Here is a 24,358-nt window from a genome sequence, read left to right as displayed (position 1 = left end):
CGGCCTTGCATCAGTCCGGGTCCGCCAAGGTTAGGGCCAGGGTTAGGGCCAGGGTTAGGGGATGTAGGCCACCACCTGGTTGGCGCCGCCGCTCTTGACCCGCGTCAAAGTCAGGGTCTGCGCGCCAGTCGATTTTTTGCGGCGGACGCTGTAATCGACGCCAGGCGTCATCATCACATACTCGTCCATCGTCACCGCGATGTTGTCGAGCGACGGGGTGACGGACGGGTTCGACGTGCTCAACACCGCGACGATGTTCACCGTGCCGCCCATCACGTCGCTCCACGCCAACAGGCCAGCCTGAAACTCCGCCCAACTGTTGCCCGCCCCGTTCAACTCCGCCGCCGTGGCGCTGGTGGTCAAGGTCGAGCCGTCCCAGGTCATGGCGTAGCCCGACGACACCCAGGCCGAACCGTTCCACCGCGCCAAGGCCGAGGCGTAACCGTCGAACGAGGCCAGGAAGGTCAGCGCGGTTCCCAGCGGCGTCGCGCCGGAGAGGGCCGCGCCGTCGATGCTGGAAAAGGCCGACAGATCCAGCGCCGAAGCCCCCGGCTTGGTCGCCACCCAAGAGGGGCCGGTGACGTAATTTTGCAAGCTGGAATAGGGAACCGTCGGCGGGGTGAAGTTGGCGGTCCAACGGGCGGTGTTGGAGATGCGGAGTTCGTCGATGTGGCCGTTGAAAAACTCAGAACGCTCAGACCCGTTCCAAAAACTTCCGATGGTCAATGGGTTGGTGTTTGCGCCCACAACGCCGCTGATGGGCGTCGTCGCCTCCAAGACCCCGTTGATGAACAGAAGCATGTCGCCGCCGTTCAGAACAGCGGCGACATGATACCATGTGTTGACCGCCGCCGTGGTGGCGCTCACGGCGGAGACAGGGGTCCCAGACGTGTTGTAAAGGGTGAAGCGGAACGCGTTGCTTGTCGGAATCGTCTGGATCTGGATGGTCATGTTCGCCAGAGTCGTCGAGCCTTTCGTCACCATGCTGACGTGATTGCCTCCCCCCAGCGCGGCAAAGCGGACCCTGAAGTCAACGGTGAAGTTCCCAGTGAACGCCGAAGCGACGGTCGCGGACGGAATGTCCAGATACTGGGCCGATCCGTTGGCCGCCAGCGATCCAGAACCAAAAGCGAATTGCGCCGTTGATACGGAAAGACCGTTGCTGGGCGCCGGAATGTAAACGCCATCCTTCACCGTGCGCGCGTTCGTGCTTTGGATCAGCGCCGTGTTCTTGCTGAGTTCCTTCACCCATTTCTGGCCCGGCGCGCCGTTGAACACATAAAGCAGCGCCGTGTCAGCGTCCGGCGTCAGATTGCCGGGCGTGAAATTGGCCTCATAGCGCGGCTTGCCGTGGGTGATGCGGAAGCTGTCGATGGCTCCATTCAGATACTGCGATGTTCTCAGGTAGCCCCCCAAGAGCAGGGTGTAACCTTCCGCCGCATAGGAAAGCGACGTCATCGGACTCGACGGGGTCCCCGCAACCCCGTTGGAGTACACCACCCAGCCCCTCGACTCCCTCACGCACGCGATGTGGTTCCACCCCAGCGACAGGATAGGTCCCTCAGCAGATAGGGCGTTGTTAACCCACAAGCGAGTGAACGTCGTGCTGACGGTTACAAACATTTCTGTCGATTGACCCGCGCTCACCCCGGTGAGGGTGAAGAGGAGTGGATTGCCGGTAAAGCTGCCAATATAAAACCACCCCTCAATGCAAAACTTGTCCGATGCGCTGAAATAGAGCGGATGCCCGGCGCCCGGCGTCGCGAACTGGATGGAAGCGTACTGGCTCGTGCCATTCAGCTTCAAGGACGTGGCATTGCCGCCCCGCGTGTAGGTCGAATCCAGCGCCGCAGACCCGGCGAAGGTCAGCGCCGGGATCATCCCATCGCCAAAGGCGTCGGTCCCATAGCTGCTTTCGCTGCTGTCCAGCGTCACCACATCGCCGTCGGCGCCGTCGAAATGGCACAGCAGAATGGTGGCGTCGTCCGTCACATAGGGAGCGGTCGGCGGAGTGAAGGCGGAGGTCCAGACCGCTTGGCCGCGCTTGATGCGAATCTCGTCAATGTAGCCATTGATGGAGTACGCGCTGCTGTCGGGACGACCGCCCAAATGGAAATAGCCCGAGGTGGCAGTGAACAGATTCGACGCGCCCACCGTGATGGTTTGCGTCAACGCCCCGTTCAGGAAGCAATAGACATTGGCGCCGCTTCGCGCGACGGCGACGTGGTTCCAGGCGTTGTTCGTCGGCGTGCCGATGGAAAGATTGTCCGCGAGATTCCAAGAACTTCCATTGCCGCTCAACGACACGCGGATGCTGCCACTCAAGTTGTGACGAAGCGACGGCCCCCATTGGTCCAAATCGGAAAGCGTCAGCAAAATGGCCGGGTCGCCGGAAATGCCAACGGGGTAATACCAAAAATCCACCGTGAAATCGTCGGTTCCCATGATGATATTGGCGCTGGGTTTGCTAGCATTTCCCACGATACCGCCAGAGTTTGAATCCCTTTTCATATAGGAGCTGACGCCAAACTTCGCCCGATTGGTGGAGATCGACCCACCGTACATTCTCAGATCATGCCCAGACTTGCTGGAATCCCGGATGAACTGGCTGCCATGGCCGTCGTTGAACTGGAACAGGTGAATGGTGTCGGCGTCGGTCGCAAACTCGCTCACGGGCAGCGTGAAGGCCCCCGTGTAGCGCGCGACCTTCGACACACGGACCTGATCCATCCAGCCAACAAAGCCCGCCGTCACCGCCATGCTCATGCCGAAGCGCATGTTGACGTTGGGATAGTTGGTGGCGTCCGCGTATGTGCCGACGGGCGCTCCCGCCTGATACAGCGTCGTTGCGCCCGCGTTGCGGACCAAAGCGAAATGCGTCCAGGCGTCCACCGGAAACAACACGCCGGACGTGATGCGCGCGATGGAGTTGGTCTCGAACGCAACATAGCCCGCGCTGTTCACATACAGCACGATCTTGTTGGCCGCGTTGTCCGAACTGTCCGTCCGAGTGTCGAGCAGGAAGGAGGCGGCGCCGGTGGCGCCGGAACGGCGCGCCCAGAATTCAATCGTAAAGTTCTGCGAGGAGCCAAACGCCATCTTGTAGCTGGACGGCACGTCGAAATACGCCGTCCCATCGAAATAGGCGCAGTGCGTCCCGAACGGGGTAATCTCACGCTCGTCGATGATCTCGGTCGATCCGTTCGGACCGTTGGCATGGATCAGCAGTTTGGTGTTTGCGTCAACCACGCCGCCCACGACATTGTGCAGTGCAAAGGCGCCGCCGGTCGCGTCGGTGCCGTTCACGGCGTCCTGCTCGGCGTAATTGGCCCGCGTGTTGTAGTCGAGGTTGAAGGTCTGACCGGCGATCTGCTCGTAGGCCGCCAACACCAGTTCGCCCGTCACCGTGGTGGTCGCGCCCGACGCCGCATAGGTCGGCGCGGTTTGCAGAACCGACGCGTCGCCACCGGCCAACCGCCAGACGGCGCCGTCATAGGTGACGGCGTATTTTGTTCCGGCCTGGAGTTCGCCGCCGCTCAGCGCCGCGCCGTCAGCCTTGCGCAAAGCGACCGCGCCGGTCCCCGACACGTTCAGGGTGACGGGGCCGCTGTTCGTGGCCGTGGCGATGAATTCATAGGAAGGATTGCCGGTCAGGTCCCCCAAGGCCGGGGTCGGCGTCAGAGTCGGCGCGTTGGCGGACCCGCCGGAATTCCCAGCCCAGACCACTCCAGGACCCTGCGGACCCGTGGCGCCGACCGGGCCTTGAACACCCTGCGGACCTTGCGAACCCGTCAAACCCGTCGGACCCTGCGCCCCGGTGTCGCCCTTGTCGCCCTGAGGACCCTGGACGCCCTGAGGACCCTGCGGACCCGTCAGTCCAGTCGGACCCTGCGCCCCGGCGTCGCCCTTGTCGCCCTGTGGACCCTGGACGCCCTGCGGACCTTGCGGACCCGTCAGACCAACCGGCCCCTGCGCCCCGGTGTCGCCCTTGTCGCCCTGTGGACCCTGGACGCCTTGCGGACCTTGCGGACCCGTCGCGCCAACCGGACCCTGCGCCCCGGTGTCGCCCTGAGGGCCAACCGGGCCGACGACGCCCTGCGGGCCTTGCGGACCAACCTCGCCCTGGCTCCCCTGCGGGCCGGTCAGACCGGTCTGGCCGGTCTGGCCGCTGACGGCGATCATCCAGGAGGCGGGCGTGCCGCCGCCGCGCACATCGACCACCTGGATGGTCAGGGCGCCGCTCGACGGGTTGTAATCGACCACCGAACCAGCCATCGAATTGGCCGGGTTGGCGGCGTCGCTGGCGACCACCCACATGGAGGGTTCAAAGCCCTTGCCGGTGTCGACCATCATCAGCTTGACGCCCGCGCCAATGGCGACGGAGCTGACCGAGGACCGGGCGCTGAGCAGGCCGTTGGCCGCCACAGGCAGGCCAACCAAAGTAATGCCGTTGTTGCTCACAGAAATCTCCTTGGGACATGGGAAGCCTGCGACGGCGCGCGACAGCGGCGCCGACTCGGACGGGCATTCCATTGGGAAAGGGGGCGTGAGACTCCGCGCGCCGGGCTGGTTATCCGGTTGGGCCGGTCGGTCGCGAGATCTTGTTCGGCATTTGGTCCTTCAACCATCGCCTAGCTAGGAATTTATGGCGGATTTTATCCCACAGGCAACATGTTTTTGAAAATGCGCGCCGCCAACGGGGAGCCGACCAATCCCACCCTGCGGGCATGAAAAAAGCGGCGAACCCGTGATGGATTCGCCGCCCGATATGTTCAGTCCTCACAAGCGTCGGATCACGCCGCGCCGCCCTACCAATGGCGCAGCGGCCCAACATCGACATGGATGAAATTGCTCTCCGGGTAGTAACCGACCCCGCCGCCGCGCAGGCTCAGGGCCGCGCGGTGAAGATGGCGGATCGCCAGACCCGGCACCCGCAGGTCGATGGCCTTGCCCTGCATGTGATAGCTGTTTTGCGCCACGCCGGAGCCATCGGCCTCGCGCAGCAGCGCGTTGCTTTCCGGCGAGCGGTAGGCCGACACGATCTGGATCGGGCCACGGTTGCCCAGCTTGCGCCCCAACGCGTGGACCAGATCCAGCAGTCTGGGATCAATGGCGTGAACAGCCCCGGTGCGGTGGTCACGCAACACCCGGTTGATCTGACGCATGCTGTCGCGCAGGTAGCGGCCCTTTGACCAATATTCGGCGCTGATGCGCTCGCCCGTGTGCAGATTGACCAGAGACAGATGACGGGGCGGCGCCCGCAAGGCGGCTTCGGATTCCTCTGGCGCCATCATCGTGGCGGCGGCGGCGGTCAATCCCAAAGCCGCCCGCAACAGGTGGCGACGGTCAAACGGGCGCGCCGCGCCTTCATCCGAACCGGCCGCCGTCATTGACGGGGCATCCGTGTTGGTCGTCATGCTGTCTCGTATCCCCTGATTCAGCCAATCCCCAGCCCACACCAGGAATCGCGCCATCGCAATACGGCCCCACCGGGCAAAGCTCTTTTACGGGGATCACCGCCCCTGATGTCAAGACAGCAATGAAGGGCCGATGGAAAGAAAAGGCCGGATTGGCGGTTTCCCAAGACATCCCGTCGTCATTTCCCTCGCCCCCAATCATCACAAAGCTGAAACACGGCGCCGCGCTCGCCCGACGTCGCCACAGCGCCACCCCGCCGAGTCGCCCCCAGCTTCCAATCCGTCCTACGCAAGGGCCGACGGGCGCGCCACAAAACCCAACCGAAAGCCATAGACGCTCTGTCCTAACGGCCCCAACGAAAAGATTGGTCAGGTTTCCTCATGCATTCAGCCTTCAGTAAGGAATTGGACGCATGATCGCATCATCGAAACTCTTACGTGGCGTCATCGTCCCGTGCCCTCGGCCATCGCCCCAAGCTCTTCCTCTGTTTCTTTCTTTCGGCTCGATCAGTTGGCCGAGGTGTTGGATCGTCACGCCCGCTGGGTCAAAGGCCAGCCGGGCGGCGCGCGCGCCAACCTCGCCATGGCCGATCTGGAAGGGGCGGACCTGTCCCAGCGCGATTTGCGCGGCGCGCGGCTGGTTGGGGCCAAGCTGGCGCGTGGTCGGCTGAACGGAGCCAATCTGGCCGGAGCCGATCTGTTCGGGGTCGATCTGCGCGACGCCGACATCAGCCGCGCCAACCTGATGCAGACGGATCTGCGCGGCGCGCGGCTGCGGGCGGCGGACTTCTCCAACGCCAATTTGAAGGGCGCCGACCTGCGGTCCGGCACGCTGGAGCCAGGGGGCGCCGCCCGTCGCGGCGTCAGCGCCGACGATCAGGACGCCGAGGCGTCCCGACTGGTGCACAAGGTCGCGCTCGCCCACATCCATGGCGAGACGGTGATCCCCAACCAGGGCGTTCCCACCGATCTCACCGGGGCCGTTCTGTGCGGCGCCAATCTGACCGAAGCCGATCTGGCCGGATCGCTGTTGCAGAACGCCGACCTGAGCGGCGCCAACCTGACCGGCGCCAACCTGACCGGGGCGCGGTTGAACGGGGCCAATTTGTCGGGCGCGTCGTTGGACGGCGCCCGCTTTGACAACGCCGACCTCGTCGGCACCCGGATGACCGACTGCGACCTGTCGCAAGCCCGCGTGAACACGGCGCAGGCGACCCGCCCCATGGACAGCATGCGGTCGGAGATCCAGCGCGTCATCTTCGATCATGAACGCTGGATCGACAGCTTCGGCCAGCGCGGCGAGCGCGCCGACCTCGACGGGGCCGACCTGTGCCGCGCCGATCTGCGCGACGTCAATCTCAGCGCCGCCTCGATGCGCGGGGCGAATCTGTCGGCGGCGGCTCTGACCGGCGCTCGCCTGATGATGGCCGACCTGTCCGGCGCCAATCTGGAAGGGGCCAATCTGATGGGCGCCGACCTGTCCGGCGCCAACCTCAGCTACGCCATCCTGACCGGCGCCGATCTGACGCGGGTCCGGTTGGGGCCGGCGGCGATCAAGGATCCCTCGGGTCGACCGACCGGGCGATCTTGGGCGGCCAATCTGATGGGCGCTGATTTGCGCCGCGCGCTGCTGGTCAACACCTGTCTGATCCAGGCCAATTTGTCGGAAGCCAATCTGGAAAGCGCCGAGATGGACGGCGCCGACCTCGACGGGGCCAAGCTGCAACGCGCCACTCTGCCCGGCGCGCCGCCCCGGCGTCGGTGAGATCGTCCACCTGCCGCACTCTTTACGGCAACGTGATCGTCACCGTCGTTCCAACGCCGGGCGCGCTGTCCACCGTCAACGTCCCGCCATGCGCCTCGATGAAACGGCGCGCCAACGGCAGGCCAAGACCGGTTCCCGCTTCTGATTTCGTCATGTAATTGGTGATCTGCCGGAACGGCTCCATCGCGATCAGAACGTCATGCTCCGACATGCCGATGCCGGTGTCCGCGATGGTGATGACGGCGCCGCTCCCTCCCGCGCCCGCCACCGCCTCCATCCGAACGGAGCCGCCGGGAGGGGTGAATTTGATCGCGTTGGACAGGATGTTCAACACCGCCTGACGCAACCGCACCCCATCGACCAGAACCTGCAAGGCAGGGTCGAAGTCCCCCGCCGTCACCGTCACGCCTTTGCGCGCCGACAACGCTTCGACCAGCCCCAGACAATCGGTCAGCACCTCGCCCAGGACGACGCGGGAACGGAACAGCTCCAACTGCCCAGCTTCAATCTTCGCCATGTCCAGCAACTCGTTCACAAGATCGAGCAGATGCCGACCGGATTGATGGATCGCCTGGATGTATTCGCCATGCTTGGCCGACGGCGCGCCAAAAATGCCCGACAGGATGGCCTCGGCAAAGCCAAGGATGGCGTTCAGCGGCGTCCGCAGCTCATGGCTCATGTTGGCCAGAAACTCACTTTTCGCCCGGCTGGACGCTTCAGCGTGCTCTTTCTCAGCCACCAGCCGCCGCCGCTGCTCCATCAGCAGGGCGTCGCGGGCGCGGCGCATTTCCTGCTCCGCCTTGCGGCGGCGGCGAAAGGAACGCGAGACCAGCAACGCCAGCGACAAAGTCGCCAGACAGGCCACCACCCCGCCACCGGCGACCGCGATTCGCGTCACCGCCAACCGTTTCAAAATCTGATCGGTCGGCACCCCCAACGCCACCGACCATTGCGTGTCGGCGGAGCGATGGATCACCGCGTAAACCTCCGTGCCATCCTTGGTCCTGGACACAAACAGGCCCTGATCGCTGGACGTCAGGTGCGTTTCAAAGGATGGCGCAATGCGCTGCCCAAGATAAAGAGAGGCGTCGCGTGAACGCGCCGCAATCAGCATGGCCGGGTCAATGACGGTGACGGTCCAGTCGGAGGGAACGCTCCGCGTCTTCAGCACGTCCGCCAACCCCTCCAGCCCGACCGCCAAGGACATGACGTAACGGACCTGATCGTCGGCGAAAATCGGACTGCGCAGGACCAGCGACGACCGCCCTGGCGGCCCACCCGGCGGCAGAACGCCGCCCACCACCGCCCGCCCGGTCGTCACCACCTTGCGGGTGACATGGTCCAGACGGGGCGGCGGCAGCGGCTGCACGCCCAAGGGGTAATGGGTGTGGAAGACAAAGCGGTTGCTCTCCGCTCCGATCAACCCCATGGCCAACCAGCCCGTCTGGCTGTGGGCGGCGGCGGTGGCGTGGGCGTAGAGGCCGGGCAGATTGTCAACCTCCGCTTGGCACAGCGCGGTGAGCAACTCCAGCGGTCGGATTTGGCTGGCCAGTTCCCGGTCCACGCTGGCCGACAGCGATTGCGCCATCGACCGCAAATCCGCCTCAAGTTCCGCCTGCTGGCGGTTGTCCAACAGCCAGACCATCACCGCCGCGAACAGCAGCAACGGCGCGATGACCGCCAGCCCCAGCGCCAGAAATGAGGTGGGCAGACGCAAGTCTGATGCTCCTGCGGTCAGGGTTCGGCCCGCGTCATGCAACACAACAGCAGTCTGCTTGAACTATCGCTCAGTCCGCTCCCGTCAACAAGCGCGTCAGCTCCACAGCCGTCTTGACCCGCATCTTTTCAAAAACGTGAGAGCGATGCACCTCAACCGTGCGCATGCTGATTCCCAACTCTTCGGCAATCACCTTGTTCAGACGACCCGCGACCACCAACTCCATCACCTGCCGTTCCCGTTGGGTCAGGGTGGCGATCCGCGCGGTCAAACCGGCCTGCCCGGCCTCGCGTGCCCGCTGGTCGCGGTCAAAGGCCAGGGCGTCGATCACCCGATCCACCAGTTCATTGTCGTTGAACGGCTTTTCAACGAAATCGCGGGCGCCTTTCTTCAACGCGCCGACGGCGATCGGAACATCGCCATGGCCGGTCAGAAAAATAATCGGCATCCGGCTGCCCTGGGCGAGCAGGCGATCGAACAGCTCCAGCCCGCTCATCCCATCCATGCGGATGTCCAGCAGCAGGCACCCCGCCGTCTCCGGCGTCCAGGCGTCAAGAAAGGCCTGCGCCGTCTCCCATCCGATCACCGGCACGTTGCGCGACTGGAACAGCCAGCCGAGCGCGTCACGGATCGCCTCGTCATCATCGACGATGTGAAGGGTGGTCATTGGGCGGTCTCCACAGGCGGGGGCGGCACGGGGGTGGACAGAACGGGCAGAATGAACAGGAAGCGCGAGCCGCCGCCAGGCGCCGCCTCGAACCACAGGCGACCATGATGGTGTTCAACGATGGACCGGCAGATGTTCAGCCCCATTCCCATACCTTCGCTTTTCGTCGTGAAAAAGGGCGAAAACAGCCCTTCGGCGATATCCGGCGCAATGCCGCAGCCCTGATCGCGAATGTCGGTCAACAGCGCGCCGTCGTCGGCGACGGTGACAGTGACCGACAAGCGACGCTCGGCCCGTGGCGTTTTCGCCATCGCTTCGATCCCATTGCGCATCAAATTCAGCACCACCTGCTGCAACAGGATGCGGTCGCCCGCCACCAACGGCAAATCGGCGGACGCGGACAACTCCACCCGAACCCCCAGCCGGGCGGCGTCGGCCCCCATCAGGCCGACGCAATCCTCCAGCACCTCCGCCAACGAACAGGGCGCGACGTTCGGTTCGCTCTTGCGCACAAAGTCATGGACCCGACGAACGATCAACCCGGCCCGGCGCGCTTGGGCCGCCAGCTTGTCGAGCGCGGCGGCCACCTCCTGCGTGTCGAAACGATCCGAGCGCAAACGGTTCAAACAGCCGGTGCAGTAGCTGGCGATGGCCGACAGCGGTTGATTCAGCTCATGCGCCAGGGTGGAGGCCATTTCGCCCATGGTGATGAGCCGCGAGGTCTGTTGCAGCCGCTCTTGCTGCTGGCGCGCCAGATCTTCAGCCTTTTTGCGTTCGGTGATGTCCAGCACCGACCCCATCCAGCCGGTGTGACGCCCATTGGCGTCAATCAGCGGCGCCTCATAAATCAGAGCGTCGAATCGCTCGCCGTTGGCCCGACGGAACCGCATTTCCAAGCCGCTTTCCGGCGCGCGCCCCGCCAGAACCTCACGGAACGCCGCCTCGGCCCGGTCGAGATCCTCGGGCAGCCAATAGGGCATCGGCGGGCCGCGCCCGACCATCGCGTCGGCGGGCCAGCCGACCATGCGGCAGAAAGCTGGATTCACATAGGTGATGCGCCCGTCGAGATCGCGGGCGCGCATCCCCACGGTCAGGCTGTCTTCCATCGCCTTGCGGAACGCGTGTTCGGTCCTCAGCGCCTCCTCCGCCCGCAACCGCCCGGCGATGTGACGGCGCAGCGACCACAAGCTCCACAGGGCCGATCCGGTCAACCCGAAGATCGCCACCACCAGAATGGTCCGGGTTGCGTTGCTGTCGCTGGGATAGGCGGTGACGACCAGCGACACGCCATGGCCCGGCGGGTCGAAGGGAATGACGTGGCTGCGTCCCGGATCGGGCGCGCTGTCCAACCCCGTCGAGCCAATCACCGACAAGCGCGACTTAGCCCCCAACACCGCCCCACGCACATCCGTGATTTCCAACTGGTAGCGCTGGGCGAACCACCAGGGAACATGATGGGTCAACATCGCCTCGAACGAGAACACCCCGACCAGCGCCCCAACGAAGGTTCCGTTTCGGTAGATCGGGAACACCGCGTCGAATCCAGTGTCGCTGGAGTCGATCCGGTAGGGCGTTCCATAGGTGCGCAAGCCTGAGGAGCGGGCGATGCGGAAGGCGTCGGCGCGCGATGACGGCTCCAACGAATCGTCCAACTCCGACCGTTCCGTTTCCGGCCCAGCCTCGGCGGGAGGTTCAACCAACCGGATCCGCCCTTGGGCGTCGAGCCACAACACCCGTTCGATGGCCGGGTTGGTGTTGACGACCAGATGAGCCATGTCGGCGGCATGGCGCAAATCCACCGTTTCACGCCCCAGCGCCTCGGTCAAACGCTCCAGCTTGTCCTCGTCGGAGATCAACTGGAAACGCATGTTCTGTTCGATCCACAGCGCGTCCTTGACCAGTTCCAGCGCCCGCTCGTCCCGCTCGTTGCGCTGAAGCAGCCACAAAAAGGCCCCCAGCAGCACGACGACCAGCACCATGGCGATGATCGGCATGGCGTGCCGGATCGCCCGCAAGGGGCGCGGCGTGGCCCCCCTTCCATCCGTCGCGGACGGATCGGATGCGGAAAAAGAGCCAACCGGGGACGGGGGATAACGGATCGGATCGGGCACGTCGTCAAGAAACCGGAAATGGAGGGCGCGGTCTGCGGATTTCCACAATAGCCGTGAACGCTGGAGTGTTGAAGAATGCACCATAAGTTCGGAGCCGGACATTCGGCTATACGGACAATTTCAGAGAAGGGACGCACCCATGAAGCTTGTGACACTCCTGTGCGCCGCTGCGGTCGGCTGCCTGATGTCGGCCCCTGTGGCCTTGGCCCAGGACCCGATCCTCATCAAGTTCAGCCACGTCGTCGCCCCGGACACGCCCAAGGGCAAGGGTGCCGAGAAATTCAAGGAACTGGCCGAAAAGGCCACCGCCGGCAAGGTGAAGATCGAGGTCTATCCCAACAGCCAGCTCTACAAAGACAAGGAAGAGCTTGAGGCGTTGCAGTTGGGCGCGGTTCAGATGCTGGCCCCGTCGCTCGCCAAGTTCGGCCCGCTGGGCGCCAAGGAATTCGAGGTCTTCGACCTTCCCTACATCTTCCCGAACAAGACCGTTCTGCGCCGCGTCACCGAGGGGCCAATCGGCAAGAAGCTTTTCCAAAAGCTGGAATCGAAGGGCATCACCGGTCTGGCCTATTGGGACAACGGCTTCAAAATCATGAGCGCCAACAAGCCGCTCATCAAGCCCGAGGACATGAAGGGCCAGAAGATGCGCATTCAGTCGTCCAAGGTTCTGGACGCCCAGATGCGCGCGCTGGGCGCTTTGCCGCAGGTCATGGCGTTCTCGGAAGTCTATCAGGCGCTCCAGACCGGCGTCGTTGACGGCACGGAAAACCCGCCGTCCAACATGTACACCCAGAAAATGCACGAAGTGCAGAAGAACGCCACGATCACCGACCACGGCTATCTCGGTTACGCGGTCATCGTGAACAAAAAATTCTGGGACGGGCTGCCCGCCGACATCCGCACCGAGTTGGAAGGCGCGATGAAGGAAGCGACCGCCTACGCCAACGACATCGCCCAGAACGAGAACGACGTGGCGATGGCCCAGATGAAGGCGTCGGGCAAGACCCAGTTCCACACGCAGACCCCGGAAGAACGCGCTGAGTGGCGGAAGGCCCTCATGTCGGTCCACAAAGACGTCGAAGCCCGCGTCGGCAAGGATCTGATCGACGCGATCTACAAAGAAGCCGCCGCCGCTGGCGTGAAGTAAGAGCGGTCCGACCGAAGATCGGACGTCGTCCCCTCTCTCTTCCGGGGAGAGGGTTAGGGTGAGGGGGATCCGCCTGCCGGAAATCCCTCGCGCCGTTTTCCCCTCTTCCCTTCCTGTTCCCCGGAAGGGAGAGGGGGCCGTGCCCTGTGCCCTTTCCGCTTGGCCCTCCGCACATCCGGGAGTTTCCCGCCATGACCTTCCGCTTGCTTGACCGCCTGGAGGAGACGTTGATCGCCTCCCTCATGGCGGCGGCGACGCTCGTGATTTTCGTTGCCGTTGTCCACCGCTACATCTCCGGCATCCCAGTCATCCAGGATTTCGTCCTGAGCTGGGATTTCTCCTGGGCGCAGGAACTCTGCATCTACATGTTCGTCTGGATGGCCAAATTCGGCGCGGCGTACGGCGTGCGCACCGGCATCCATGTCGGCGTCGACGTCGTCATCAACCGGATGCCGCCCCCGCTGCACAAGAAATTCGTTCTGATCGGCTTGGGCGCCGGCGCCTTGTTCACCGGCACCGTCGGCTCGCTGGGGGCCAGCTTCGTCTTCCACATGGCGCAAACCGAACAGGTGTCGGCGGATTTGGAAATGCCGATGTGGATCGTCTATCTGGCGATTCCGCTGGGATCCTATTTGATGTGCTTCCGCTTCCTTCAGGTCGCCGTCGCTTTCCTGCGCACCGGCGAATTGCCCCACCACGATCACGCCCATGTCGACGGCATCGACCCGGTCGAAGCCGCCAATGAAGGAGGACCGGCATGAGCGCCGCCATCATCTTTGGGTTGCTGCTGGTCCTGATGCTCACCGGCATGCCGATTTCGATTTCGCTCGGCCTGACCGTTCTGACCTTCCTCTTCACCATGACCGACGTGCCGATCAACGCCGTCGCGCTGAAGCTGTTCACCGGCATTGAGAAGTTCGAGATCATGGCGATCCCGTTCTTCATCCTGGCGGGCAACTTCCTGACCCATGGCGGCGTCGCCCGTCGGATGATTAATTTCGCCACCTCGATGGTCGGCCATTGGCACGGCGGCTTGGGGTTGGCGGGCGTCATGGCCTGCGCGCTGTTCGCGGCGGTGTCGGGGTCCAGCCCGGCCACCGTGGTGGCCATCGGCTCGATCATCCTACCCGCCATGGTGGCGCAGGGTTTCCCCAAACAGTTCGGGGCGGGCATCGTCACCACCTCGGGCGCGTTGGGCATCCTGATCCCGCCGTCCATCGTCATGGTGATGTATTGCGTCGCCACCACCGGCCACCCGCAAGCGGCGTCCATCGGCCAGATGTTCATCGCGGGCGTGGTGCCCGGCCTGATGCTGGCCTTTCTTCTGGGGCTGACCACCTGGCATCGCGCGCGCAAAAACAACTATCCACGTCTGCCCAAGGCCAGCATGGCCCAGCGCGTCAGCGCCCTGCGCGAAAGCTTCTGGGGCCTGCTGCTGATCGTCGTGGTGATGGGCGGCATTTACAGCGGCGTCTTCACGCCGACCGAAGCGGCGGCGATGGCGGCGGTCTACGCCTTCATCGTGGCGGTCTTCGTTTACAAGGACATGCCGCTCAGCCGCGTGCCGAAGGTGCTGCTGGACAGCGCCAGCATGTCGGCGATGCTGCTCTACATCATCACCAACGCCGTGCTGTTCTCGTTCCTGATGACGTCGGAGCAGATCCCGCAGGCGATGGCGGCTTGGATCATGCACCAGAACATGGGGCCTTGGGCGTTCCTGCTGGTCGTGAACATCCTGCTGTTGGCGGCTGGCAACTTTATGGAGCCGTCGTCCATCGTCTTGATCCTGGCCCCGATCCTGTTCCCGGTCGCCATGGCTCTGGGCATTGATCCGGTGCATTTCGGCATCATCATGGTGGTCAACATGGAGGTCGGCATGTGCCACCCGCCGGTCGGCCTGAATCTCTACGTCGCCAGCGGCATCACCAAGATGGGCATCACCGAGTTGACCGTGGCCGTCTGGCCGTGGCTGCTGACCATGCTGCTCTTCCTGGGCGCCGTCACCTACATCCCGGCGATCACCCTGTGGTTCCCGCGTTTGCTGGGCTTTATGTAACGTCCCCCGCGCGTGGATTGAGAGGCGGCGGCGCGCGTTCAACGCGCCGCCGCCTTATCCGTCCACCCGCCACCGCCACAAACACCCCAGATGCAGATAGGCCTTCGCCGCAAGCGCCCGCCCTGGACGACAGACCAGCTTGACGTGATTGAGACTGCGGACGACAAGGCAGCCCGCAACCTGCCGCCAAACGTCCGGGGCGCCGATGACGGCGTCGGCGAAGCCGTTGGACCGGCGCCCGTCCCGAACCATCCCGGATTGCCCTGGAAAGGCGAGCAGCGCCTCGCGTTCCGCCGCGACGCACAGGCCCTCGCGCTCCAGATCGGTCAGCAGCGCCGCCCAGCCGTCCTCCCCTGCGGGTTTGAGTTCAGCCCCCAGCGTCGCGCCAAGCCGCTCGCCCACATCAAGATGCAACACCACCGACGCCGCATGCCGGGCCGAAACCGCGATCAGGCGCTTGGTTTGATCGTCAACCGACAGGCCGACGCCCGCAACGAACGCTTCCACCTCCCCCACCGGCACGGCGACGCACAGCCGCGCCTGCGTCCGGTCCCTGGGAAGCATCACGCCCAAAAACTGCCAGACCGCCTGCGCGGGCGCCGCCGCCGCCACCCGCCCCAGCGTGTCCGCGACCCCCGCCTGCGCGTCGGGCGCGACCAAGGTCGCGATGGTCAACGCGCGAAGCGCTCGCCGATCCGTCGGGGAAACATCGCGGACATCGACAAACAGGCTGGGAAGGATACGGCGGCGCGCCATTTGATCGCCGTCAAACTCAAGCCACACGCTCCGCGCCCGCTCGCTCAGAATGGAGCCCGGTTCGGTCCAATCGCGGCAATGCGCGCGCACGCTCCGCCATTCCGGCTGTTCCAGCCAAGCGGGCGGCACATCCCGTGTGGGATGGCGCCCAGCCAAAATCTCGCCGCCGCCGTCGCCGCGCGTCAGGCACAAGGAAAAATCGACGCATGGCGTTCCCCCACCAAGAGGGCGCTCCAAAATCATGGCGGAACCGGCGGGAAGCGGATCGGCGGCGCGGGCGATGGCCCGCCGATCCGCCGCCGACGCCAACACATCCGGGATCGCCGGGGCTGCCAACCGCCACACCGACCCGGCGGAGCAGTCATCCCCGCCCCGCCCTCGCCTCAACAAGCCTCCTCCGAAAACGCCCCCGGATCGCGAAACCAGGATTCGGGAATCAGCGCCTTCACATCGTCTTCCGCGACCTCAAGCCCCTCCGCCCTGGCAAGAGCGCGGACGCCGGGCCAATCATTCGCCGCGAGAGTCGCCACGCTGCGGCGGAGCGTCTCGTTGGCGGCGAGGCGGTTGGCGAAGACCACGGCGTCCGTAACCGTGTTGTGCGGATCAATGACGGCCTTCAGGTCGTCAAGGGCAAGCGGGGCCGGAAATTTGAGACGCCGCGCCAAATCCAGGATGGCGTCCCACCGGCCTTGACTGACCAGATGAACAATCTGGCGCAACATCCGCTTGTCCCCTCTTTTCAGGACCACACCAAGAAACCGCTTCGCGTTGTCATGTCCGGGCGTCGTCACGCGGCCTGTCTCCTGATGTTTGTTCACGGAAAAGGGAGGATCACCACTTCGTCGGGTTCAGCGCGTCTCCAACGTCGTCAAGGCCGCTTTGGACGTCCTTCCACGCGTCGTTGATGTCGTTCCACGCGTCGGAACTGGTGTCGCTGATCCAATCCCACGTGTCCATCGCCGCATTTTCCATCCAGGAGGCGGACGTCGTGGCCAGATCCGAGACCCACTCAAACCCTTCGTTCGTGTAGTTGGTGAACTCCATCCAGAAGTAATCGATGTAGCCCTGCCAAGAGATCTTAAAATCATCCGCCTTGAAAATCGCCCCGGTCCCATTGCAGAGCGCCCCGGTCGCCCCATTCGCGACCATGATGACCTTTCCGTCGCCGCTCGACTGCGAGCGAAAGGCGAGATTGCACAAATCGGTTTCAGCAACCGACCAATTTTGCGCTGCGTAGTTGGCGAAGGTCGTCACGATGTCGTTTCCGACCGCAAGATTGCTGCTCCCGCCGGGAACCAGATTGCCGTCGGAACGCTCCAAGGGGGGATCCTTCATGTCGGCGTACTGTTTGGTCCAGACGGCTCCCCCGCCATCGAGAACGCAATAGCAGGTCGTCGCCTTGAAGAAACCCAGCTTTCCGGTGCTGGTCTCCGACAAGGTCCAGCTTGATTTTTTCCCATCCATGGATGGAACCGTGTAGGGGCTGCCAACCGCCGTGCCCGCGTTCGCGGAAGCCTTGCTCGTCTCCAGCACGTCGCCCGAGGGGATGACGGCGATGCCGCCCTTCGCCAAAACGCCAAAGCCCACGCTGCTGTAAGGTCGGATGGCCACCATCGACCCTTTGATGTTGTCATCATCGTAATCATCCGGGATCGCGATGAACATCCACGGATTCAAACCGGCGTTCACGTCATCCGCCGTGAATGGCTTCTTGGAAAAATTATAATATTGGAAAGTTTTGGCGTAATCGACAACCCCTTGCCAGTTGTTGGCCTTCAACAAGGCCGAGACTGTATCGGCGTCTGATTGGTCGCCCATGTCGTTGACGGACTTCAGGAACGACTCACTGTTGTCCACCCCAGCCTGCGTAGCGGCGCCCATGCGGATCTCCTTGATCGCTTGCGGTTGACGACGAAATAAAAACTTAAAGAAAGCAGGATGACGAAAATTACCCGCTGAAAATTTGTTACGGAGATTCTCTAATTTTGTGCGGGAAAATTTTTTGCTCATTAGTCGTAATACGTTTAAATCTCTATCAGCAATCACACTCAAGGCAAGGGGCCATCACAATTGGTTGAAATTTTAGAATCGTAATGTTCTGAGGTTGTTGCGTTCATTTTCTGAAACGCCTGAGCGGTCCCCGGCATGCGTTTCCTCTGAACGCATCGTTCCGGCTTTCTGTTACGCTGCCCTGCATCGGTCGATTTTTGCCCTCCTGCCCAGGATCGCCGCCCACCCATGGCCACACTCGCCGAAGCCCTCGCCCTGGCGCTCGATCACCACAGCGCGGGGCGTCTGAGCGAGGCGGAGACGCTTTACCACCGCGTTCTCGACGTCGCCCCCGGCCAGCCCGACGCCCTGCATCTTCTGGGCGTTCTGACCGGCCAGTTGGGCGAAACCGACAAGGCCGTCGCCCTGATCGAATCGGCCATCGCCGCCAACCCCGGCGCGCCCGATTACCGCATCAATCTGGCCGATCTGCTGCGCCGCGCCGGACGCTTGCCGCAAGCTGTCGGCCATTACGCCGACGCGCTGACCCTGACGCCGCAGCGCGAAGACGCGCTCGCCTCGCTGGCCCTGACCGCCGCCCGCTTGGGCAGCAACAGCGACGATCCCGACAAGGCCATCCTGTGGTATCGGCTGGCCCTGACGATTCGCCCGGACTTTGCCGACGTCCTGCTCAACCTGACCGCCTTGGTCGGAGACAGCGACCTGTTGATCGTCCTGTCCCGCGTCATCCGCCTGCGCCCCGACGCCAACGCCCTGTCGGCCCGCGCCGTTCTCCGGCATAGTCAAACACGCATCTCCGCAGCCTTGGCCGATCTGCACGCCGCGCTGGCCCTGGCGCCGGACCGCAGCGATCTTTGGCGCGATTTGGGCTGTTGGAGGCACGAGACGGAGGATCACCACGCCGCCGCCAGCGCCCTGGAACGCGCGGTGGTTCTAGCCCCGAACCTGTCGCCCGTCCGCCCCCGGTTGGGCCTTTTGCTGCGCACCATCGGACGGCTGGAGGACGCCGCCGCGCACTACCGCGCGGCGCTGCGCGACGATCCCGACCACAGCGCCGTCCGCAGCGCCCTGTGGGAGGTCGAACGGTCGCTTGGGCTGCACGCCCCTTATCATGGGCATGAGGGGCAGGACGCCTATGTTCATCAGACCTTCTTTCCCGATCTGGTCCACGGGGTGTTTCTCGACATCGGCGCTTATGATGGCCTCACCTGGTCCAACACCCTGTTTTTTGAGCGCGAGCGCGGCTGGACCGGCCTGTGCGTCGAAGCCTCCCCCACCCGCTTCGCCGAACTGGCGCGCAACCGCCCCGGCCCCAATCTGAACGTCGCGCTGGCCAACCGCGAGGGGATGGCCGAGTTCCTCGACATCATCGACGGCCCGGCGATGATGGGCGGCCTCAGCGAAACCTTCGACCCCAGCCAGCGCGCCTTTGTCGAAACGCTGATCCACGACAAGCGCCTGATCCAGGTGCCGGTGCGCCGCCTGGACGGCCTGCTGGCCGAGCATGGCGTCACCCACGTCCATTACTGCTCCATCGACACCGAGGGGGCCGAACGGAGCATCATCGAATCCATTGATTTTTCCCGCGTGACCATCGACGTGTTTTCGCTGGAAAACGCCCAGGACGACCCGGCCCTGCGCGCTTTGATGGCCGAGCGCGGCTATGACCGCCTGTGCCGTTTCTTTGGCGGAGACGAGATCTACGCGCGGCGCGGCCTGCCCCGCCATGCGTCCGACGCGGGTTGATGCCGCGCGCTGGACCGTCTTACACTCCCCGCCGCTTCTTTGTGCACGAACGCCGAGGTTCCCGCCGTGACGTCTCCGTTCCTCCCCACCGCCTGCCCGCATGATTGCCCAAGCACCTGCGCCCTGGAGGTGGAGCGGCTCGCCCCCGACCGCATCGGCAAGGTGCGCGGCGCGGCGGCGAACAGCTACACGGCGGGCGTCATCTGCGCCAAGGTCAGCCGTTACGCCGAACGGGTCCATTCGCCGGATCGGCTGAAAACCCCGCTTCTGCGCACCGGCCCCAAGGGGGCGGGTCAATGGAAGGAAATCGGCTGGGACGAGGCGCTCGACCGCATCGCCGACGAATTCCTGAGCGCCGAAAAGACCTTCGGCGCCGAGGCGGTCTGGCCGCTCTATTACGCCGGAACCATGGGGCTGGTGCAGCGCGGCGGCATCCAGCGCCTGCGCCACGCCAAGGGCTATTCCCGCCAGACCAGCACCGTCTGCGACACCCCCGCCAACATGGGTTGGCTGGCGGGCTACGGCGACATCCGGGGCGCCGACCCGCGCGAGATGGCCGACAGCGACCTGATCGTCAATTGGGGCGGCAACCCGGTCGCCACCCAGGTCAACGTGATGACCCACATCAGCCGCGCCCGCAAGGGCCGGGGGGCCAAGCTCGTCACCATCGACCCCTACCGCACCGGCACCGCCGAAGTGTCCGATCTGCATCTGATGCTGCGGCCCGGCACCGATGGGGCGCTGGCCTGCGCGGTGATGCATGTGCTGTTCCGTGACGGATTCGCCGACCGCGATTACCTCGCCCGCCTGACCGCCGAGCCGGAACGCTTCGAGGCCCACCTCGCCAGCCGCACGCCGGAATGGGCCGCCGCCATCACCGGCCTGACGGTCGCGGAGATCGAGGGTTTCGCCCGGCTCTACGGCGCGACCCCGCGCAGCTTTCTGCGTCTGGGGTACGGCCTCAGCCGCAGCCACAACGGCGCGGCCCAGATGCACGCGGCGTCCTGCCTGCCCATCGTCACCGGATCCTGGCGGCACAAGGGCGGTGGCGGGCTTTACTGTTCGTCGGGCATCTACAACATCGATCGCACCCTGTCGGAAGGGCTGGACCGGCTGGACAAGAGCGTCCGCAGCTTTGACCAGTCGCGCATCGGCGCGGTGCTGACCGGCGACCCGCGCGACCTGACCAGCGGCCCGCCGGTCAAGGCCATGCTGATTCAGAACACCAACCCGGCGGCGATCTGCCCGGATTCCAACCGCGTCCGTCAAGGCTTCCTGCGGGACGATCTGTTCGTCGCGGTGCATGAACAGTTCATGACCGACACCGCGCGACTGGCCGATCTGGTGATTCCGGCGACCACCTTTCTGGAGCATGACGACCTCTATCGCGGCGGCGGCCAAATGCACATTTTGATCGGTCGCAAGGTGATCGAGCCGCAGCATGAGGCGCGGGAAAATCATTGGGTGATTTCCGAAATCGCCCGCCGCGTCGGGGCCGAGCATCCCGGTTTCGGCATGACCGCGCTGGAGATCATCGACGCCATGCTGAAGACGTCCAACCTGGGCGACGCGGCGACGCTGACCGACGAGCGTTGGATCGACGCCCAGCCGGATTTCGAGACCTCGCATTTCCTCAACGGCTTCGCCTGGCCGGATGGAAAATTCCGCTTCGCCCCGGATTGGGCGGCGCTCGGCCCCTATGGCGGGATGCCGGAATTGCCCGACCACATGCCGCCCGCCCGCGACGCCGACGCCGAACACCCGTTCCGGCTGGTGACGGCCCCGGCACGCCAATTCCTCAACACCTCCTTTGGCGAGACCATCAGTTCGCAGCGCAAGGAGGGCCGCCCGACCGCCCTGATTCACCCCGACGATCTGACCGCCCTGGTGCTAACCGACGGCGCGCCGGTGCGGCTGGGCAACGATCAAGGCAGCGTCGTCGTCCACGCCCAGCCCTTCGCCGGGGTTCCGCGCGGCGTGGTGATCGTCGAAGGCATCTGGCCCAACACCGCCTTTGTCGAGGGCATGGGCATCAACAGCCTGACCTCGCCAGAGCCGATCCCGCCCGCTGGCGGGGCCGCCTTCCACGACACCGCCGTCTGGCTGCGGGCGGCGTGATCCTTCACCAAAAGTGAACGCCGTCTTCTGAACAAGTCGTTGGTCGTGATGGTCGCCGGGGCGTAGCATCGCCCCACCCAATCACGACAGCGACGGAGGCGGCGATGCCCGCGCACGGCGAACTCTTGGCCCGGCTGGGGCTGCGCTCCCCCATCATTCAGGCGCCGATGGCGGGCGGCGGGGACAGCGCCGCGCTGGTCGCGGCGGTGAACGAGGCGGGCGGCTTCGGCTTTGTCGGCGCAGCCTACCTCACCCCGGCGCAATTGACCGAACGCGCCCGCGACATCCGATCCCGCACCGCCCTGCCCTTCGGCGTCAATCTGTTCGCGCCGCAGCCCGAGCCGACGGCTTCGGCGGCGCTGACCGAAGCGGCGGTGGCGCGGGTCGCTGGCTTTTACGCCGAACTCGGCCTGCCCGCCCCCAGCGCCCCGGCCTATCCCGGCGACAGCTTCGCGGCGCTGGTTCCCGCCATGCTCGACAGCGGCGCGGCGGCCTTCAGCGTCACCTTCGGCCTGCCCCCGGCGGATGTCGTCAGCGCCGCCAAGGCGCGCGGCATGCGGGTGATGGGCACCGCCACCACGGTGGCCGAGGCGTTGGCGCTGGAGCAGGCCGGGGTTGACGCGGTGATCGCGCAGGGCGCCGAAGCGGGCGGCCATCGCGGCGGTTTCATCGGCGATCCCGCCGCCAACCTGATCGGCGCGATGGCGCTGATTCCCCAGATCGTGGACGCGGTCGGCGTGCCGGTGATCGCGTCGGGCGGCGTCATGGACGGGCGCGGAGTCGCCGCCGCGCTGGCGCTGGGCGCGACCGCCGTGCAACTCGGCACCGTCTTCCTGACCTGCGACGAGGCGGGCGTCCCAGACGTTCACAAGCAGGCGATTCTCGACGCCGCCGCCGACCAGACCCGCCTGACCCGCGCCTTTTCCGGTCGCCCGGCGCGCGGCCTCGTCAACCGTTTCATGGAGACGGTCGAGGATCGGGAGCGGCCCGACGCCGTCCTGCCCTTCCCCCTGCAAAACGCCCTGACCCGTCCCCTGCGCGCCGCCGCCGGGCAGCAGGGCCGCGCCGAATTCCTGTCGCTGTGGGCCGGACAAGGGGCGCCGATGGCCCGCCGCCGCCCGGCGGGCGCGGTGGTGGCCGCGCTGCTCAGCGGTTGCGCGAAGACGGTTGAACGATTGGCGGGGGCGTAGGCGGCTCGCCCTCCCCCTCCGCCCTACTCCTCCACCCCGACCCGGTTGCGCCCGCCGCGCTTGGCGCTGTACAGCGCCTGGTCGGCGCGGCGGACCAGGGATTGGGAATTCTCGCCCGGACGGAATTGGGCGACGCCGATCGACAAAGCGACCGTGCCGTAATTGGCGTTGCGCGCCTTGTTGACGATCTGCCGCCCGCCGACGAAGGCGCGGACCTGCTCGGCCAGCTTGACCGCGTTGTCCAGGCTGGTGCGCGGCAGAATGATCGCGAACTCCTCCCCGCCATAGCGGGCGGCGGTGTCGCGGCCCTTGATGCATTCGGTCAGCATCCGGGCGACCAGCTTCAGCACATGATCGCCGACCAGATGGCCGTGGGTGTCGTTGAAGCTTTTGAAATGGTCGATGTCCACCATCAGCAGCGACAGCGGTTGCCCATCGCGCGCGGTCTCGTCCATCGCCTCCAACAGCATCAGGTCGAAGGCTTTGCGGTTGGCGATGCCGGTCAGGCCGTCGGTCATCGCCTCGCGCCGGGCGCTGTCCAGGCTGACCCGCATTTCGGCGAGTTGGTGGCTCGATTCCTGAAGTTGCAGTTGCAACGCCGTTTGCCGTTCGACGATGCCCGCCGTCTCGGCGGCGATGGCCGCGACCATGGCGCGCAGATCGGTCAAGCCAAGCGGTTGCGACAGCTCTTCGCTGAATCCCGACAACGCGCTGCCGTAGCGCTCCGTCTCCGACCCGACGTTGCCCAACTGCTCCAGAACCCGCCCCAAGGCGAATCGGGCCTTGTCGGAGGTTTCGCGAATCGCCTGGACTTCGGCGTCCAGCGAGAAAAAGCGCTTGAACAGCTCGTCGCACAGCGATTGCGACAGGGCGATTCCGTCCCGGCTGGCGATGTCCACCGCGCGGGTCAGATCAGGATGCTGGCCGCTGAAATAAACGAACCACAACGTGAAATTTTCAGGGTTCGGCAGCAAGCGATCCGACAACATACGGTCCATGGCCTTGGCGGCCAAGGCGCTGGCCTTGTCGAACTCCTCTGCGCTGCCCACGATTGCTACCCTGTGTATTCATTCGATCCCGAACGGTACGCGGGGTTGACGATGTCGGCAAGCGAGTCTTTTCGTCGCTTGTTGTCGAAATCTGTCGCTCAGTTGCACTCGCCCACCGAATGGGCGCCGCACACGCGCGCGCCGTCAACCCAGCGCGCGCCCGCCAGATTGGCGTTGCTCAGGTCGGCGCCGCCCAGCTTGGCCCCGGTGAAATCGGCGTTGACCAGCGAGGCCCCCACCAGCTTGGCGTTGCGCAGGTCGGCGGCGCGGAACGACGCGTCGGCCAGATCGGCGCGGGTGAAATCCACCTCGATCAAGCGCGCCCGGTCAAAGCGCGCGCCCATCGCCAGGGCGCTGATGAATTTGGCGCGATAGCCGTCGGCGTCGCTCAGATCGGCCCCGCGCAGGTCGGCGCGCTGAAACGTGGTGTCGCGCAGAATGGCGCCCCCAAGCTGCGCCCCCGGCAACGCCTGCCCCTCAAAGGAACAGCGCCGCCAGACCACCTTGGCCTGGGCCAGATCGTTGCACGCGGCCCAAACCGGACAGGACAGCGGCGCGAGCAACAGCGCGACGGCGACGCGGCGGGCGGCGGATTTCAGCATCATCCGG

General features: G+C 65.0%; 17 protein-coding genes. 7 read left to right on the top strand and 10 right to left on the bottom strand.

The features are described 5' to 3' along the window. Positions 1 to 54: 54 nt before the first annotated feature. Together ACODS4_RS10885 and mepK are read right to left on the bottom strand one after the other, a co-directional pair. The gene (locus tag ACODS4_RS10885) at positions 55 to 4,461 is read right to left on the bottom strand and encodes a LamG-like jellyroll fold domain-containing protein (protein ID WP_488863463.1); all 4,407 of its coding nucleotides are present in this window, start codon (positions 4,459 to 4,461) and stop codon (positions 55 to 57) included. 347 nt (positions 4,462 to 4,808) lie between these two features. Further along, the gene (mepK, locus tag ACODS4_RS10880; protein WP_488863461.1) at positions 4,809 to 5,417 is read right to left on the bottom strand and encodes a peptidoglycan L,D-endopeptidase MepK; all 609 of its coding nucleotides are present in this window, start codon (positions 5,415 to 5,417) and stop codon (positions 4,809 to 4,811) included. A 520-nt stretch (positions 5,418 to 5,937) separates the two neighbouring features. On the opposite strand from mepK, the gene ACODS4_RS10875 reads away from it, so the two are divergent. Next, entirely contained in the window at positions 5,938 to 7,182 is a 1,245-nt protein-coding gene (locus tag ACODS4_RS10875; RefSeq protein WP_488863614.1) for a pentapeptide repeat-containing protein, read from the top strand. A 22-nt stretch (positions 7,183 to 7,204) separates the two neighbouring features. Here ACODS4_RS10875 and ACODS4_RS10870 read toward each other — a convergent pair whose 3' ends face one another. The 3 genes from ACODS4_RS10870 to ACODS4_RS10860 form a co-directional block, all read right to left on the bottom strand. Then, on the bottom strand, positions 7,205 to 8,899 hold the full coding sequence (locus ACODS4_RS10870; protein ID WP_488863459.1) for a sensor histidine kinase: 1,695 nt from the start codon (positions 8,897 to 8,899) through the stop codon (positions 7,205 to 7,207). Between the two features lie 70 nt (positions 8,900 to 8,969). Beyond that, positions 8,970 to 9,566, bottom strand: a complete 597-nt coding sequence (locus tag ACODS4_RS10865) for a response regulator transcription factor (protein WP_488863457.1) — start codon at positions 9,564 to 9,566, stop codon at positions 8,970 to 8,972. After that, positions 9,563 to 11,560: a sensor histidine kinase gene (locus tag ACODS4_RS10860; RefSeq protein ID WP_488863455.1), complete on the bottom strand. Its 1,998-nt coding sequence runs from the start codon at positions 11,558 to 11,560 to the stop codon at positions 9,563 to 9,565. Before ACODS4_RS10860 ends, ACODS4_RS10865 begins: the two co-directional genes overlap by 4 nt. A gap of 256 nt (positions 11,561 to 11,816) precedes the next feature. On the opposite strand from ACODS4_RS10860, the gene ACODS4_RS10855 reads away from it, so the two are divergent. The 3 genes from ACODS4_RS10855 (at position 11,817) to ACODS4_RS10845 (ending at position 14,880) form a co-directional block, all read left to right on the top strand. Continuing rightward, the gene (locus tag ACODS4_RS10855; protein WP_488863453.1) at positions 11,817 to 12,824 is read left to right on the top strand and encodes a TRAP transporter substrate-binding protein; all 1,008 of its coding nucleotides are present in this window, start codon (positions 11,817 to 11,819) and stop codon (positions 12,822 to 12,824) included. Positions 12,825 to 13,015: 191 nt separating this feature from the next. Beyond that, on the top strand, positions 13,016 to 13,585 hold the full coding sequence (locus tag ACODS4_RS10850; protein ID WP_488863451.1) for a TRAP transporter small permease: 570 nt from the start codon (positions 13,016 to 13,018) through the stop codon (positions 13,583 to 13,585). Then, a complete protein-coding gene (locus tag ACODS4_RS10845; RefSeq protein WP_488863449.1) occupies positions 13,582 to 14,880 on the top strand; it encodes a TRAP transporter large permease in 1,299 nt (432 codons plus the stop codon). Before ACODS4_RS10850 ends, ACODS4_RS10845 begins: the two co-directional genes overlap by 4 nt. Before the next feature lie 54 nt (positions 14,881 to 14,934). Here ACODS4_RS10845 and ACODS4_RS10840 read toward each other — a convergent pair whose 3' ends face one another. The 3 genes from ACODS4_RS10840 to ACODS4_RS10830 all read right to left on the bottom strand — a co-directional run bounded on the left by ACODS4_RS10840 (position 14,935) and on the right by ACODS4_RS10830 (position 17,646). Continuing rightward, the gene (locus tag ACODS4_RS10840; RefSeq protein ID WP_488863447.1) at positions 14,935 to 16,023 is read right to left on the bottom strand and encodes a hypothetical protein; all 1,089 of its coding nucleotides are present in this window, start codon (positions 16,021 to 16,023) and stop codon (positions 14,935 to 14,937) included. Further along, positions 16,020 to 16,358, bottom strand: a complete 339-nt coding sequence (locus tag ACODS4_RS10835) for a hypothetical protein (protein ID WP_488863445.1) — start codon at positions 16,356 to 16,358, stop codon at positions 16,020 to 16,022. The genes ACODS4_RS10840 and ACODS4_RS10835 overlap by 4 nt, the downstream gene beginning before the upstream one ends. A gap of 109 nt (positions 16,359 to 16,467) precedes the next feature. Beyond that, positions 16,468 to 17,646, bottom strand: coding sequence for a hypothetical protein (locus tag ACODS4_RS10830; protein WP_488863444.1), 1,179 nt, complete (start codon positions 17,644 to 17,646; stop codon positions 16,468 to 16,470). A gap of 228 nt (positions 17,647 to 17,874) precedes the next feature. Between ACODS4_RS10830 and ACODS4_RS10825 the strand changes: the two genes are divergently transcribed. The 3 genes from ACODS4_RS10825 (at position 17,875) to ACODS4_RS10815 (ending at position 22,700) form a co-directional block, all read left to right on the top strand. Then, a complete protein-coding gene (locus ACODS4_RS10825) occupies positions 17,875 to 19,392 on the top strand; it encodes an FkbM family methyltransferase (protein WP_488863442.1) in 1,518 nt (505 codons plus the stop codon). Positions 19,393 to 19,458: 66 nt separating this feature from the next. Beyond that, positions 19,459 to 21,510, top strand: coding sequence for a molybdopterin oxidoreductase family protein (locus tag ACODS4_RS10820; RefSeq protein ID WP_488863440.1), 2,052 nt, complete (start codon positions 19,459 to 19,461; stop codon positions 21,508 to 21,510). A gap of 104 nt (positions 21,511 to 21,614) precedes the next feature. Continuing rightward, positions 21,615 to 22,700, top strand: coding sequence for an NAD(P)H-dependent flavin oxidoreductase (locus tag ACODS4_RS10815; RefSeq protein ID WP_488863438.1), 1,086 nt, complete (start codon positions 21,615 to 21,617; stop codon positions 22,698 to 22,700). A gap of 23 nt (positions 22,701 to 22,723) precedes the next feature. On the opposite strand, the gene ACODS4_RS10810 is transcribed toward ACODS4_RS10815, so the two are convergent. Together ACODS4_RS10810 and ACODS4_RS10805 are read right to left on the bottom strand one after the other, a co-directional pair. After that, complete coding sequence (locus tag ACODS4_RS10810) at positions 22,724 to 23,749, bottom strand: GGDEF domain-containing protein (RefSeq protein WP_488863436.1); 1,026 nt, start codon at positions 23,747 to 23,749, stop codon at positions 22,724 to 22,726. A 98-nt stretch (positions 23,750 to 23,847) separates the two neighbouring features. After that, positions 23,848 to 24,354, bottom strand: a complete 507-nt coding sequence (locus tag ACODS4_RS10805) for a pentapeptide repeat-containing protein (protein WP_488863434.1) — start codon at positions 24,352 to 24,354, stop codon at positions 23,848 to 23,850. Positions 24,355 to 24,358: the final 4 nt, after the last annotated feature.

It is taken from the genome of Azospirillum sp. FG154, from assembly GCF_057809575.1.
The sequence above is the reverse complement of the archived record's forward strand: the minus strand, read 5'-3'. Positions and strand labels throughout refer to the sequence as shown.